The sequence below is a fragment of the Chromobacterium alkanivorans genome (genome assembly GCF_016937655.1).
In the GTDB taxonomy this organism is placed as follows: Bacteria; Pseudomonadota; Gammaproteobacteria; order Burkholderiales; family Chromobacteriaceae; genus Chromobacterium; species Chromobacterium alkanivorans.
The window spans coordinates 15,665-29,232 of the sequence record NZ_JAFHKL010000013.1; the positions used below are offsets into that span (position 1 = coordinate 15,665).

At 66.5% G+C, this 13,568-nt stretch carries 11 protein-coding genes; 8 read left to right on the plus strand and 3 right to left on the minus strand.

Going from position 1 to position 13,568, the window contains the following annotated elements; all coding sequences use genetic code 11:
* The first annotated feature begins 21 nt into the window (after positions 1–21).
* From JW897_RS19875 to JW897_RS19905, 7 genes are all read left to right on the plus strand, one after another.
* A complete protein-coding gene (locus JW897_RS19875; RefSeq protein WP_197083149.1) occupies positions 22–1,254 on the plus strand; it encodes a 3-dehydroquinate synthase in 1,233 nt (410 codons plus the stop codon).
* On the plus strand, positions 1,241–2,476 hold the full coding sequence (gene eboE / locus JW897_RS19880; protein WP_048416146.1) for a metabolite traffic protein EboE: 1,236 nt from the start codon (positions 1,241–1,243) through the stop codon (positions 2,474–2,476). Before JW897_RS19875 ends, eboE begins: the two co-directional genes overlap by 14 nt.
* The gene (locus tag JW897_RS19885; RefSeq protein ID WP_205467369.1) at positions 2,473–3,414 is read left to right on the plus strand and encodes a UbiA family prenyltransferase; all 942 of its coding nucleotides are present in this window, start codon (positions 2,473–2,475) and stop codon (positions 3,412–3,414) included. The genes eboE and JW897_RS19885 overlap by 4 nt, the downstream gene beginning before the upstream one ends.
* A 16-nt stretch (positions 3,415–3,430) precedes the next feature.
* Complete coding sequence (locus JW897_RS19890; RefSeq protein ID WP_053077552.1) at positions 3,431–4,129, plus strand: EboA domain-containing protein; 699 nt, start codon at positions 3,431–3,433, stop codon at positions 4,127–4,129.
* On the plus strand, positions 4,116–5,006 hold the full coding sequence (locus JW897_RS19895) for a TatD family hydrolase (protein ID WP_197083148.1): 891 nt from the start codon (positions 4,116–4,118) through the stop codon (positions 5,004–5,006). The genes JW897_RS19890 and JW897_RS19895 overlap by 14 nt, the downstream gene beginning before the upstream one ends.
* A 4-nt stretch (positions 5,007–5,010) precedes the next feature.
* Positions 5,011–6,426: an alkaline phosphatase family protein gene (locus tag JW897_RS19900; protein WP_205467370.1), complete on the plus strand. Its 1,416-nt coding sequence runs from the start codon at positions 5,011–5,013 to the stop codon at positions 6,424–6,426.
* A 1,239-nt stretch (positions 6,427–7,665) separates the two neighbouring features.
* Positions 7,666–8,115: a hypothetical protein gene (locus JW897_RS19905; RefSeq protein WP_205467371.1), complete on the plus strand. Its 450-nt coding sequence runs from the start codon at positions 7,666–7,668 to the stop codon at positions 8,113–8,115.
* A 411-nt stretch (positions 8,116–8,526) separates the two neighbouring features.
* Here JW897_RS19905 and JW897_RS19910 read toward each other — a convergent pair whose 3' ends face one another.
* The 3 genes from JW897_RS19910 to JW897_RS19920 form a co-directional block, all read right to left on the minus strand.
* Positions 8,527–10,059, minus strand: a complete 1,533-nt coding sequence (locus tag JW897_RS19910; protein WP_275899887.1) for a catalase — start codon at positions 10,057–10,059, stop codon at positions 8,527–8,529.
* 125 nt (positions 10,060–10,184) lie between these two features.
* Positions 10,185–10,763 carry a TMEM175 family protein gene (locus JW897_RS19915; RefSeq protein WP_048416135.1) on the minus strand — a complete coding sequence of 193 codons (579 nt, stop codon included), beginning with the start codon at positions 10,761–10,763 and terminating at the stop codon, positions 10,185–10,187.
* Between the two features lie 51 nt (positions 10,764–10,814).
* The gene (locus JW897_RS19920) at positions 10,815–11,804 is read right to left on the minus strand and encodes a sensor histidine kinase (RefSeq protein WP_048416134.1); all 990 of its coding nucleotides are present in this window, start codon (positions 11,802–11,804) and stop codon (positions 10,815–10,817) included.
* 158 nt (positions 11,805–11,962) lie between these two features.
* Between JW897_RS19920 and argH the strand changes: the two genes are divergently transcribed.
* Complete coding sequence (gene argH / locus JW897_RS19925) at positions 11,963–13,348, plus strand: argininosuccinate lyase (protein WP_205467372.1); 1,386 nt, start codon at positions 11,963–11,965, stop codon at positions 13,346–13,348.
* Positions 13,349–13,568: the final 220 nt, after the last annotated feature.

The window sequence follows — 13,568 nt, forward strand, 5'->3', positions numbered from 1 at the left end:
CGGATTTTTAGGAGCACAGCCATGCCACTGCCCGTCAGCAAGCCAGACCCCGGCGACGCCGCAAGCGGCCGCAGCGCCGGGGCCATGACCATGCAGCGCTTCAGCGTGCCGTTCGAATACCCTGTGTATTTCGGACGCGGCCTGCTGAGCGACCCCGGCAACCCGCTGTTGCGGCAAGCCATCTGCCGGCGGGAACCGGAACGGCGGCACCGCTTCGTGGTGCTGATAGACCAGGACGTGGCCGCCGCCCACCCGCAGCTGCCCGCCGCCTTCGAGCGCTACGCCCGCCGCCACCGCGCCGCGCTGGAACTGGCCGCGCCGCCGCGGCTGGCGCCGGGCGGCGAGGCGTGCAAGAACGATCCGGAACAGCTGTTCGCGCTGCAAAGCTGGCTGCAGCAATGCCATGTCGACCGCCACAGCTGCCTGGTCATCGTCGGCGGCGGCGCGCTGCTGGACATGGCCGGCTTCGCCGCGGCCACCACCCACCGCGGCGTGCGCGTGGTGCGCATGCCCACCACCGTGCTGGCGCAGAACGACTCCGGCGTCGGCGTCAAAACCGCGATCAACGCCTTCGGCGCCAAGAATTTCCTCGGCGCCTTCGCGCCGCCGTTCGCCGTGCTCAACGACTACGACTTCATCGCCAGCCTGCCGCGGCGCGACCGCATCGCCGGCATCGCCGAGGCGGTGAAAGTGGCGGCGATACGCGACCGCGCCTTCTTCGACTGGCTGGACGCCAACGCCGAAGCGCTGGCCGCCGGCGACGACGAGGCGATGCAATGGATGATACGGCGCTGCGCCGAGCTGCACCTGAACCACATCGGCCAGGGCGGCGACCCGTTTGAATTCGGCAGCGCCCGGCCGCTGGACTTCGGCCACTGGGCCGCGCACAAGCTGGAAGCGCTGAGCGGTTACGCGCTGCGCCACGGCGAAGCGGTGGCGATAGGCCTGGCGCTGGACTGCCGCTACGCGGTGCTGGCCGGCCTGCTGCGCGAAGCCGCCCAGCTCAGCCTGCACCGGCTGCTGCTGCGGCTGGGCTTCGCGCTGTGGCACCCGGCGCTGGACTGGCGCGACGGCGAGCGCCGCCAGGTGCTGGCCGGGCTGGATGAGTTCCGCGAACACCTTGGCGGCGATCTGACCATCACCCTGCTGCAGCGCCTGGGGCAGGGGGTGGAAGTGCACGCCATCGACGCGGATCGGATGAACGCGGCCATAGACTGGCTGCGCGACAGGAGCGATGACCATGTTGCTGCTTGACCCCCAACAACAGGCGGACAGTCTGTCCGCCCCCCATTTGCCCGCCGTCCACATGAGCTACTGCAGCAATATCCATCCCGGCGAAAGCTGGCAGGAAATGCGCGCTCAGCTGGGCTTCCACCTGCCGCGCATCAAGGCGCGGGTGGCGCCGGACCGGCCGTTCGGCCTGGGCCTGCGGCTGTCCGCGCTGGCGGCGCGGCAATTGGAAGAGCCGCCGGCGCAGGCGGAATTCCGTGATTTTCTGACCGAGCACCAATGCTATGTGTTCACCGTCAACGGCTTCCCCTTCGGCGCCTTCCACCGCCAGGCGGTGAAGGACGCGGTCTATTTGCCGGACTGGCGTGACCCGCAGCGGCTGATCTACAGCAACCGGCTGGCCGGGTTGCTGGCCGGGCTGCTGCCGCCGGAACTGGAGTACGGCAGCGTCAGCACCGTGCCCGGCGGCTATCGCCAGCACCTGAGCGGAGACGGCAGCGGCGCGCTGTGGATCGCCACCCATCTGCTGGAGCACGCCGCCTTCCTGCACCGGCTGCGCCAGGACAGCGGCCGCCGTATCGTGCTGGCGCTGGAGCCTGAGCCGGACTGCCTGCTGGCCACCAGCGAAGACGCGGTCGCCTTCTTCGAACTGCACCTCCTGAGCCGGGCCGCGCTCAACCAGGTGGCCAAATGGTGCGGCGTCAAGCGCGAGGAGGCCGAAGCCATCGTGCGCCGCCACCTGGGCGTGTGCCTGGACGCCTGCCACGCCGCGGTGGAGTACGAACAACCGGAAGACGCGGTGGCGCGGCTGGATCAGGCCGGCATCGCCATCGCCAAGTTGCAGCTCAGCGCCGGCCTGCGCGTGACCCGGCCGGACCGGATGGCGGCGGAAGCGCTGCGCGCCTTCGCCGAAGACACCTATCTGCACCAAGTGGTGGCGCGGCGCGGCGACGAGCTGTGGCGCTACCCGGACCTGCCGGCGGCGCTGGCGGCGCTGCCGCGACAGCCGGCCGATGAATGGCGCATCCACTTCCACGTGCCCATCTGCCACGCCGCGCTGGGGCCGTTCGCCAGCACCCAGGACTTCCTGTCGCGGCTGCTGGCGCTGCAACGCCAACGGCCGCTGAGCAGCCATCTGGAAGTGGAAACCTATAGCTGGGGCGTGCTGCCGCCGGCTCACCGCCAGGGCGACCTGGGCGAGGCGATCTGCCGCGAGCTGCAATGGGCGGAGGGCCAGCTGCGATGAGCGGCCAGCGCGCGCTGCCCATTCCCAAGACCAGCGCTCGGCGGAGGCTGTCGCGGCGGCACGCGCGCCAGACCCGCCGGCGCGTGGCCGGGATCTGGTCGCTGGCGCTGCGGCTGGGCCGGGTGTCCAACCTGCCCACGGTGTGGAGCAACGTCCTCGCCGGCGCCGTGCTGTCCGGCCACGCCGCGGCCGGCGGTCCGCTGGCCCTGCTGCTGCTGTCGCTATCGCTGATCTACGTGGCCGGCATGTATCTGAACGATGTCTGCGACCGCCACATCGACGCGCGCGAGCGGCCGGAGCGGCCCATCCCCGCCGGGCTGGTGTCGGCGCGGCTGGTGTTGCTGGCCGGCTCGGCGCAATTGCTCGTCGGCGTCGCCCTGCTGGCGGCGCTGGGCCTGTCCGCCTTGCTGGCCGGCCTGTGCCTGGCCGCCACCGTGGTGCTCTACGACCTCTGGCACAAGCGCAACCCCTTGAGCCCGCTGCTGATGGGCCTGTGCCGGATGCAGGTCTATCTGATCAGCGGCCTGGCGCTGGGCGCCGGCGCGCTGTCCGGCCCGCTGCTGCTGGCGGCGCTGGCGCTGCTGGCCTATCTGATCGCGCTGACCTATGTGGCCAAGCAGGAAGGCCGCGCCCGGCCGGGCCGGCTGGCGCCGTTGCTGGGCCTGGCCGCGCCGCCGCTCTACCTGCTCAGCCAACCGTTCCAGCCCTGGGCGCTGCCCTTCCTGTTGCTCAGCTTGGGCTGGAGCGCGCATTGCCTGCGGCTGGCCTGGCCCGGGCCCGGCCGCGACATGCCGCGCGCCGTCGGCGGCCTGATCGCCGGCATCTCGCTGGCGGACGCCTTGTTCATCGCCGCCGCCGGCCTGCCGCAGTGGGCGGCGCTGGCGGTTCTGGCCGCCTGGCTGACCCGGACATGGCAACGCCGGGTGCCGGGCACTTGAACGGAGAATCTGCGCGATGGAAACGCAAACCATGCTGGCGGACCAATTGCACGCCAGCCTGCTGGACGCGGCGGACCGCCACAACGCCGCTCAGGCGCTGGTGTGGTTGGAGGCCTGTCGCCGGCTGACCGCCGCCGAACCGGAGCCCGCCGCCGCGCGCCGCTTGTTCAGCGTGGCCAACCGGCAACTGGCGGCGCTGACCCTGCTGCCCAAGGCCGCGATCAAGGCCTTGCAGGCCCAGCAGGTGCTGGCGGCCGAAGCCTGGTCGCCCGGCGACGCCGGCCGCGCGCTGCTGCTGCTGCGCGCCCTGGCCGCCGGCGCGGGCCCGGCGCTGGCGTTCGACCTGTATCGCGGCGGCGACAGCCTGGAACAGCAGGCGGTGGTCAAGGCGCTGATCCTGCTGCCCAGGCCGGAAGGCTGGCTGGCGCTGGCCACCGACGCCAGCCGCAGCCACGTGGCCGGCGTGTTCCAGGCGCTGGCCTGCGACAACGCCTATCCGGCGCAGCAGTTTCCCGATCTCAATTTCAACCAGCTGGTGCTCAAGGCCTTGTTCACCGGCGCGCCGGCGCGGCATATCGCCGGCCTGGAGCGGCGCTGGAGCCCGGAGCTGGAGCAAATGGTGGCCGCCTACGCCAGCGAGCGCCGCGCCGCCGGCCGCAGCGTGTCCGACGATGTCGTTTTCCTACTGCAAGGACTGCATCATGAAAATGTTTGATCCGCACATCCACATGACCTCCCGCACCACCGACGACTACCAGGCGATGAGCCGGGCCGGCATCAGCGTGGTGGTGGAGCCGGCGTTCTGGATGGGCCAGCCGCGGCGGCACGTCGGCAGCTTCGACGACTACTTCCTGTCGCTGCTGGGCTGGGAGCGCTTCCGCGCCGCGCAATTCGGCATCCGCCACTTCTGCACCCTGGGCCTCAACCCCAAGGAAACCAACAACCCGGACGTGGCCGACGGCGTGATGGCGCTGTTGGAGCGCTATCTGGACAAGGACGGCGTGGTGGCGGTGGGGGAAATCGGCTTCGACGACGAAACCCCGGCCGAGGAACATTACTTCGCCCGCCAGCTGGAGCTGGCGATAGCGTTCGACCTGCCGGCGCTGGTGCACACCCCGCACCGCGACAAAAAGGCCGGCACCCTGCGCAGCCTGGCGCTGGTGCGCGACAGCGGCATCGCGCCGGAGCGGGTGCTGATCGACCACAACACCGAAGAGACCCTGCCGCTGGTGCTGGACTCCGGCTGTTGGGCCGGCCACTCCATCTACCCCAACACCAAGATGGATGAACCGAGGATGGTGGCGCTGGTGCGCCAGTACGGCAGCGAACGCATCATCATCAACAGCGCCGCCGACTGGGGCGTCAGCGACCCGCTGAAAGTGCCCAAGACCGTGGAGGCGATGCGCGCCGCCGGCATCGCCGAGCGCGACATCGAAACCATAGTCTGGCGCAATCCGCTGGACTTCTTCGCCCAGAGCGGCCGTCTGGACATCGAAGAAGCCAACAGCCCGCTGGCGGTGGACCAGCGCCGGCTGTACCAGGGCAACTCCGTGCTGCGCGGCCAAAATCCGCAGGTGGACATTGTGGACTGACATCATGCAACGCACTCTCGTTCTGAACGTGGTGGGGCTGACGCCGCAGCTGCTGCGGCACGCGCCGCATTTGATCCGGCTGGCGGAGCGCGGCGCGCAGCGCCCGATCACCGCGGTGACGCCGGCGCTGACCTGCCCGGCCCAGGCCACCTATCTGACCGGCCAGCTGCCGCAGGCGCACGGCTGCGTCGCCAACGGCTGGTATTCGCGCGAGCTGGCCGAACCGCTGTTCTGGAAGCAGAACAACGCCTTGATCCAGGGCGAGAAGCTCTGGCACGAAGCCCGGCGCCTGCACGCCGGCTTCAGCTGCGCGCAGTTGTTCTGGTGGTACAACATGTACGCCGACGTGGACTGGAGCGTGACCCCGCGCCCGATCTACAAGGCCGACGGCCGCAAGATTCCGGACTTCTACTGCAACCCGCCGGAGCTGCACGCGGAACTGCGGCAAAAGCTGGGCGATTTCCCGCTGTTCCATTTTTGGGGACCGGCGGCGGACATTCGCTCCAGCCGCTGGATCGCGGACTGCGCGCTGCATCTCTACCGCTCGCGCCAGCCTACGCTGACCCTGGTCTACCTGCCGCATCTGGATTACTGCCTGCAGCGGCTGGGGCCGGATCATCCGGACGTGGCGGCGGAAGTGGCGGCGGTGGATCAGTTGTGCGGCGAGTTGATCGAGCAGGCGGACCGCGACGGCTGCCGCGTCATCGCGCTGTCCGAGTACGGCGTCACTCCTGTCAGCAACGACATCGCCATCAACCGCATCCTGCGCATGGCCGGTTGGCTCAAGGTGCGCGAGGAGCAGGGCGAGGACAAGCTGGATTGCGGCGCGTCGGCGGCCTTCGCGCTGTCGGATCACCAGATCGCCCACGTTTACGTGCGCCAGCCGGAGCTGGTGCCGGAGGTGAAGGCCTTGTTGCTGGAGCTGGACGGGGTGGAAATGGTGTTGGATCAGGCGGGCAAGCGTTTGCTGGGTCTGGATCATCCGCGTTCAGGCGAGCTGGTGGCGGTGAGCCGGCCGGATCGCTGGTTCAGTTATTACTATTGGCTGGACGACGCGCACGCGCCGGATTTCGCCCGCACGGTGGATATCCACCGCAAGCCGGGCTACGACCCGGTGGAGTTGTTCCTGGACCCGACCTTGAGCTGGCCCAAGCTGGACATCGGCTGGACTTTGCTGAAGCGCAAGCTGGGCATGCGCAGTCTGTTGGAGGTGGTGTCGTTGGACCCGTCGCTGGTGAAGGGCTCGCACGGGCGGCCGACCCTGAATCCGGAGCACGGTCCGTTGATGATCAGTTCCTTGCCGGACAGTTTGCCGCCGGGGGCGGTACCGGCGACGGCGGTGCGGGACATCATCATGGATCATATGTTTGGGGAGGTGGAGACGCGGCTGGCGTATCGGGCGCATGGGGTGATGGAGTAGGGCGGAGGCCCCGCGTGGGCTTTTTTATGGGGTTTGAGTCTGTTGGGTGGATGATGGTTTGAGGCTGGTTTTGCGAGGTGCTTTTCCCCCATGAGCACGTTGTGTTGAGTGGAGACTATTCTGTTGAATCCGCTGCGCGGATGATGTTTTTGGTGCCGCTTTCCGCGCGGCGAACGGGAAGGGGGCGGGCCGCCGCCCCCTTTCATCCCCCCCTCGTCCCCCAGGACGCGAAACCCCGAAGAAAAAGGGGCCTGCAAGGCGCGGCTGAACTCGCGATTTGCTAGCGTCAAATCGCTCAAACAAAGCAGCCGCTTAAAACCTTGCAGACCCCTTTTTCTCCGGCGCGCCCCGAGGGGACACTTGGGCGCTACACGAGGTGGTCTTTTTTGAATTAAGAGAGGTGGTTTAGCAAAGTGGGCCATTTCCGTGGATAACTTGGCCCCATTGCTCTTGTCTGTGGATAAGTCTGACTCCCTAAAAGAGAGCATGTATCCGACGCGCCCTGGGTCCCTTCAAGCCTGCCGTCGGGTGGCAGGTCCGAGGTCTTAAGCGGCTGCCCTGTTTGAGCGATTTGACGCTAGCAAATCGCGAGTTCAGCCGCGCCTCGGACCTGACGGGACCCGGCGGGAAGCCGTAGGCCAGGCTTGCAGGGCGGCCTTTGGGGTGTCTACGTGCGAATCTTTGATTCGCTCAGTGATAGGGAATTTGGCCGAGTTGTTCCCCTTCCTGCTCGCCGGGCAGCCCCGGCAATGAAAATCATCATCCGCGCAGCGGATACAAACCCCAAACACCTAGCCAAACCAACCATGCCGCCTTGATCCACCCCTTTCCCTCGGCAACAATCCCGGCCTTGCCACATCAATTGGCAGCTGCGTGGTGGGAGAGTGTTATGCACTCGCCGGTTTTATCGCTTCCGGTACGCCAATCCTGCTACGCGCCTGCCTAATCCTCACCCGCATCTGGTTGACCCCGCCACCCCACCTTGACCCCAACCGCCCCCTCGGCAACAATCCCCCCGTTGCCGCCCACACGCGGCACACGGGATTGGCGTCCCGTTCGTGTGTACCACCAGCCTACGCAGCATACTGCGCGGGCTGTTTCACCATGGCTGTGCCGTTTGGCAGGGCATGGTGGGCTTTGAGCCTGCACTTTCAATGATTTGATTTGTTTAGACGCCAATCCTGTTCCCTCTGCTTTGGGATCAGGTGCTTCATCTTGTGTCATTACAGGAGAAACACCATGCATCACGCTCAAAACTTCCCCCCGCGCCGCCGCTACAAGCTGGCCTCCCTGGAACAACAGGAAGCGCTACTGCCCTTCGTCCGTTTCTGCCCCGGCCGCACCTATGCGCATTACTGGCAGATGCCCGCGCCCAGCAAGGACTACCCCGCCGACCACGCCTATGGCCGCGAATGCGCGGCTCACCTGCTGCAATGGCTGAAGGACAATCGGGAATACGTCGGCAAAGGCCTGCTCAGCCGCGTGGCGCGCGACATTGATTTTGACGACCGCGCCGGACGCGGCCAGTGGATGGGTTTCTTCAACTATCTGGAAATCATGATGCTGCTGGGCGCCGACCGGGTCCGGGTCTACCGCCATGTAGACAGCCAACACCAGATCTACCTGGCGCTGGGACAACGGTTCAATCTGGAAGCGCGCTTCCGCCGCATCCGCCTGCGCAATCGCTGACCTCGGCTGGTGGGTATCGCTGCGCTCCACCCACCCTACGTGAGGGGGACTTGTAGGGTGGGAGGAGCCGTAGGCGATACCCACCAAGCCCCGCCGCCAAGGTCCAAGCATCAATCCCATCGCGTTTCCGCGTGGGTATCGCTACGCTCCACCCACCCTACGGTGGAAGGTTGGGTCGGGCGGGCTTGGTAGGGTGGGTGGAGCCGATAGGCGATACCCACCAAACCCCGCCATCCAAGCTCAAAGATCAATCCCATCACGCTTCCGCGCGGGTATCGCTCACCCTACGGCAGGCGGATGGGTAGGGTGGGAGGAGCCGCAGGCGATACCCACCGGCACCGCTGCCAGGGTATCGGCGCGCAAAAAAACAGGGCGGCCATTGGCCGCCCTGCTGGATTCAAGTACGCGCGTTTACTCTTGCAGCAACGCCGCTCTGCGCTCAATTCCCTTCGCGTCCACCTTCAAGGCCTTGGCCAGACGCTCGCCGTACTGGCGGTCCGCCTTGTAGAAATGCGACAGCATCACGTCCCGGGTCTCGACATTGCGCACCTTGGCCAGGTCGCCGGACAGGTTGCGGATCAGGTCCGCCTGATCCTGCGCGCTCAGCGAGCGGTAGAACTCGCCGGCCTGCTGGAAGTTCAGCGTCTTGGCGATGGCCTCTTGCTGGGTGTTGCCCTGCAAGGGCAGGCGGCTGTGCTTGAACTGCGGGTCCTGCGGCTTGGGCGCTAGCCGGCTGGGCTCGTAGTTGACGCTGCCCTGGCGGCCGGAAGCGTTTTGCGCGCCGTCCTGATTGTTGTTCACCACCTCAACCCGCGGGCGGTTCACCGGCAGCGCCTGGAAATTGGTGCCGACGCGGTGCATCTGGGTGTCCAGATAGGAGAACAAGCGGCCTTGCAACAGGCGGTCTTCCGAGGCCTCGATGCCCGGCACCAGATTGGCCGGCGACATCGCCACCTGTTCGGTGGCTTCGAAGAAGTTGGCCGGCACCTGGTTCAGCGTCATGGTGCCCACCTTGCGCTCCGCCACGCCGGTCCACACCTTGGTGGGGTCCAGCGGGTTGAAGGCGAAGCGGTTCATGTCCTCCGGCTGGATCAGCTGCACGTACAAGTCCCAGGACGGGTAGCGCTTCCGCTCTATGCTTTGCAGCAGGTCCGCGGTGGCGTGGCTGACCGACTGGCCCTGTACTTTGGGCAGTTGGTCCGGGCGCAGATTGCGCTCGCCCTGGTGCGATTTCCAGGTGAATTTGGCGTACTGGTAGCGGCCGTCGGCGGCCACCAGTTTCAGCGCGTGCACGCTGCTGCCGTTCATTTCGCGGTAATTGGCCGGGGTGCCGTAGTTGGAGTACACCCGGGTCAGCATATGGGTGGATTCCGGCAGATGGGAGAAGAAGTCGAAGACGCGGTTGGGGTCTTGCTCATTGCTCACCGGGTCCGGTTTCAGCGAGTGCACCATGTCCGGAAACTTGATCGCGTCGCGGATGAAGAACACCGGCAGATTGTTGCCCACCAGGTCCCAGTTGCCTTGCGCGGTATAGAACTTGGTGGCGAAGCCGCGCGGGTCGCGGTCGGTTTCCGGCGCGCCGCGGCTGCCGATCACGGTGGAGAAGCGCACGAACACCGGCGTTTTTTCGCCCTTGCGGAACACCAGGGCGCGGCTGACGTCCTGCAAGCCCTCGCTGGCGACGAAGACGCCGCCGGCGCCCACGCCGCGCGCGTGCACCACGCGTTCCGGGATGCGTTCGCGGTCGAAGCGCTGCAGCTTTTGCAGCAGTTGAATGTCTTGCAGCAGGGTGGGGCCGTTGGGGCCGGCGGTCTGGCTGTTCTGGTTGTCGCCCACCGGCGCGCCGTTGTCCTGGGTCAGGTTGGCGGCCTGGGTCAAAGCGGCGCTACAAGCCAGCGCCATGGTGAAAAGCTTGCGGTTCACGGAAAAGGTCAGAGCTGACATTGGCACTCCCATAAATTATTAGAACATTTACTAAGGGAGCGGCCATTATCGGAAGCGTCGATAGTTTTGTTAAATCTTAAATTACAATTTGTTTGATAGTGTTTATTAATGGAACGAAGACGGCCTCATTTCTCCGCCAGCAGCCGCTCGATGCGGCGGTCCGGCACCAACCAGATCAAGGCCATCAGCACGTACATCGCCGCGGACAGCCATTCGCAGTAAAAAGCGGCGGCGATGCCGATCAGATAGCACAGCGGGGAGATCTTGCCCTTGACGTCCCTGCCCAGCGCCTCGGACAGCCGGGTGCGGTTGCCCGGCAGACACAGCAGCGATTGCTGCATCAGCCACCAGGCCAGCGCGCACATCAGCAGCACCACGCCGTACAGGGCCAGCGGCAGCGGGGCGAAGTGGTTTTCCCCCATCCAGCCGGTGACGAAGGGAATCAGCGATAGCCAGAACAGCAGATGCAGATTGGCCCACAGCACGCGGCCGTCCACGCGCTGGATGGCGTGGTAGAAGTGGTGGTGGTTGTTCCAGTACAGGCCCACGTAGATGAAGCTGAGCACATAGCTGAGGAAGACCGGCCAGCGGTCTTGCAGCGCGGCCCAGCTGGTGTCGTGCGGCACTTTCAGCTCCAGCACCATGATGGTGATGATGATGGCGAGCACGCCGTCGCTGAAGGCTTCGAGGCGATTCTTTCCCATGGTGACCCTATCAGCTGTTTCAATCGGACGATGGGGTAAGTATAGACGGTTTCAGTTCGGCCGCTGGGCCGCCGGGCGGTAAGGCAGCCGGATGCGGGTGACGAAGCGTTCGCCGTCCAGCCGGGCGCTGAGCGAGGCCTCGGCGTCGAAATACAGTTCCAGCCGCTCGGCCAGATTGTCCAGCGCCATGTGGTGGCCGGACGCGGCCGCCGTTGGTTCCGGATTGACCGGGTTGCTCAGCGTCAGCTCCAGCTGCTGCTCGTGCTGGCGCGCCTGGATGCGGATCTCGCCGCCGTCGGCCAGCCGTTCTATGCCGTGGAACACCGCGTTTTCCGCCAGCGGCTGCAGGATCAGCGGCGGCAGCGCCGCGTCCAGCGGCGCTTGCACGTCCCAGCTCACTTGCAGCCGCGCGCCCAGCCGCTCGGCCTCTATCGCCAGATACATCGCCGCCAGTTCGATTTCGCGGCCCAGCGTGGATTGTCGCGCCGGGTCGCCAAGCTGGGCGCGGAACAGGTCGGCCAGGTTTTCCAGCACCATTTCCGCCTTGTCCGGCTGTTTGCCTATCAGGGCGATGGCGGCGTTGAGGCTGTTGAACAGGAAGTGGGGACGGATGCGCGCCTGCAGCGCGATCAACCGCGCCTCGGACAAGGCCGGGGATAAGGCGCGCGCGCGCAGATTGAGGTAATGCTGCATCAGCCCGCCCACCGCGCCGGCCAGCAGCACCTGGCCCCAGGGCATCGGCGCCAGCGGGTTGAGCAGGCGGCCGCAGACGGCGAAGGACAGCAGGCAGACGGCGGCGGCGGCCAGCGCGGCGCGGCGGCCGCGGTGGAGGCGGCGGCCCAGCAAGGCCAGCAGGCCCAGGCTCAGCAAGGCGCCGGGCACCAGCAGGCTGGACAGGCGCAGCAGCCGCCAGGGCAGCGCCTCGCCGCCGTCGTCCAGCAGCAGGCCGCCCAATAGGAACAGGCCGAGCAGCAGCAGCGCGCGCAGCAGCACGCCCAGGTTGCGGTAGTCGGGCAGGTCGGACGGGGGCGGTAGCGGCATGAGGGCGCGGGGCGGAATAGGATAGCCGCATCATAGCAAGGAAAACCCGCACTGGCCGAAGGCGCTCGCCGCTGGCATAGTAAGAGGTTCCCGGCGGCGCGGCGCGCCCCGGGGTTTCGCCAAGTTTTTCGTCCGCAGCCATCGTAGAAAGCATCGCCATGCAAGATCAACACGCCTGGTCCGGCCGTTTCTCGGAGCCGGTATCCGAACTCGTCAAGAAATACACCGCCTCGGTGGATTTCGATCGACGACTGGCCGAATTCGACATCGAGGGCTCGCTGGCCCACGCCGCCATGTTGCAGCGCGCCGGTGTCCTGTCCGCCGAAGATCTGGAAGCGATCCGACGAGGCATGGGCGAAGTGCTGGACGATATCCGCGCCGGCCGCTTCGAGTGGAGCGTGGATCTGGAAGACGTGCACATGAACGTGGAGCGGCGGCTGACCGACAAGATCGGCGACGCCGGCAAGCGTCTGCACACCGGCCGCAGCCGCAACGACCAGGTGGCCACCGACATCCGCCTGTGGCTGCGCGCGCAGATCGACGCCATCGTCGGCCTGATCGGCGAGCTGCAACACAGCCTGCTGGACCTGGCCGAGCAGCACGCCGAAACCGTGCTGCCTGGCTTCACCCACTTGCAGGTGGCGCAGCCGGTGACTTTCGGCCACCACATGCTGGCCTATGTGGAAATGCTGGCGCGCGACGCCGAGCGCATGAGCGACTGCCGCAAGCGCGTCAACCGCCTGCCCTTGGGCGCGGCGGCGCTGGCCGGCACCACTTTCCCGATAGACCGCCATTACACCGCCCAGCTGCTGGGCTTCGACGATGTCTGCCACAACTCGCTGGACGCGGTGTCCGACCGCGACTTCGCGATCGAATTCACCGCCGCCGCCAGCCTGGTGATGGTGCACCTGTCGCGCTTGTCCGAGGAGCTGATCCTGTGGATGAGCCCGCGCGTCGGCTTCATCGACATCGCCGACCGCTTCTGCACCGGCAGCTCCATCATGCCGCAGAAGAAGAACCCGGACGTGCCGGAGCTGGTGCGCGGCAAGTCCGGCCGCGTGGTGGGCCACCTGATCGCGCTGGTGACGCTGATGAAGGCGCAGCCGCTGGCTTACAACAAGGACAACCAGGAGGACAAGGAGCCGCTGTTCGACACCGCGGACACCTTGATCGACACCCTGCGCATCTACGCCGACATGATGCGCGGCGTCACCGTCAAGCCGGAGGCGATGCGCGCGGCGGTGCTGCAAGGCTTCGCCACCGCCACCGATCTGGCCGACTACCTGGTGAAGAAGGGCGTGCCTTTCCGCGACAGCCACGAGGTGGTGGCGCTGACGGTGCGCCACGCCGAGCAGCAGGGCGTGGACATCGCCGATCTGCCGCTGGCCAAGCTGCGCGAGTTCTCGCCGCTGATCGAGGACGACGTGTTCGCGGTGCTGAGCCCGGAAGGCAGCCTGGCGCAGCGCGATCACGTGGGCGGCACCGCGCCGCGCCAGGTGCGTCTGCAGATCGAACGCCATCGCCAACGCTTGCAGCCGCGTTAAGTGTCTTTAGAACAGGCGTCAGGCCGCGCCCCGCCTCTCCCGGCGGCGCGCGGCCTGATTGCGTTTCAGTCTGCGCCGATTGCGGCAATTTATACCAAACACAAGTCAATCAAAGACATTTTATTAAATAAATCTTTCTAATTAGCTTTTCTGTCCGCGGCTAAACCGTTATCTTTAGCGCCGGACTTGCGGGAGCTTCGAAAAATCGCGACGGCGGCGG

What these genes read in the sequence shown, in the direction of transcription:
- JW897_RS19875 (WP_197083149.1), top strand. Translation starts at nt 22, where the DNA reads ATGCCACTGCCCGTCAGCAAGCCAGACCCCGGCGACGCCGCAAGCGGC.
- eboE (WP_048416146.1), top strand. Translation starts at nt 1,241, where the DNA reads ATGTTGCTGCTTGACCCCCAACAACAGGCGGACAGTCTGTCCGCCCCC.
- JW897_RS19885 (WP_205467369.1), top strand. Translation starts at nt 2,473, where the DNA reads ATGAGCGGCCAGCGCGCGCTGCCCATTCCCAAGACCAGCGCTCGGCGG.
- JW897_RS19890 (WP_053077552.1), top strand. Translation starts at nt 3,431, where the DNA reads ATGGAAACGCAAACCATGCTGGCGGACCAATTGCACGCCAGCCTGCTG.
- JW897_RS19895 (WP_197083148.1), top strand. Translation starts at nt 4,116, where the DNA reads ATGAAAATGTTTGATCCGCACATCCACATGACCTCCCGCACCACCGAC.
- JW897_RS19900 (WP_205467370.1), top strand. Translation starts at nt 5,011, where the DNA reads ATGCAACGCACTCTCGTTCTGAACGTGGTGGGGCTGACGCCGCAGCTG.
- JW897_RS19905 (WP_205467371.1), top strand. Translation starts at nt 7,666, where the DNA reads ATGCATCACGCTCAAAACTTCCCCCCGCGCCGCCGCTACAAGCTGGCC.
- JW897_RS19910 (WP_275899887.1), bottom strand. Translation starts at nt 10,059, where the DNA reads ATGTCAGCTCTGACCTTTTCCGTGAACCGCAAGCTTTTCACCATGGCG.
- JW897_RS19915 (WP_048416135.1), bottom strand. Translation starts at nt 10,763, where the DNA reads ATGGGAAAGAATCGCCTCGAAGCCTTCAGCGACGGCGTGCTCGCCATC.
- JW897_RS19920 (WP_048416134.1), bottom strand. Translation starts at nt 11,804, where the DNA reads ATGCCGCTACCGCCCCCGTCCGACCTGCCCGACTACCGCAACCTGGGC.
- argH (WP_205467372.1), top strand. Translation starts at nt 11,963, where the DNA reads ATGCAAGATCAACACGCCTGGTCCGGCCGTTTCTCGGAGCCGGTATCC.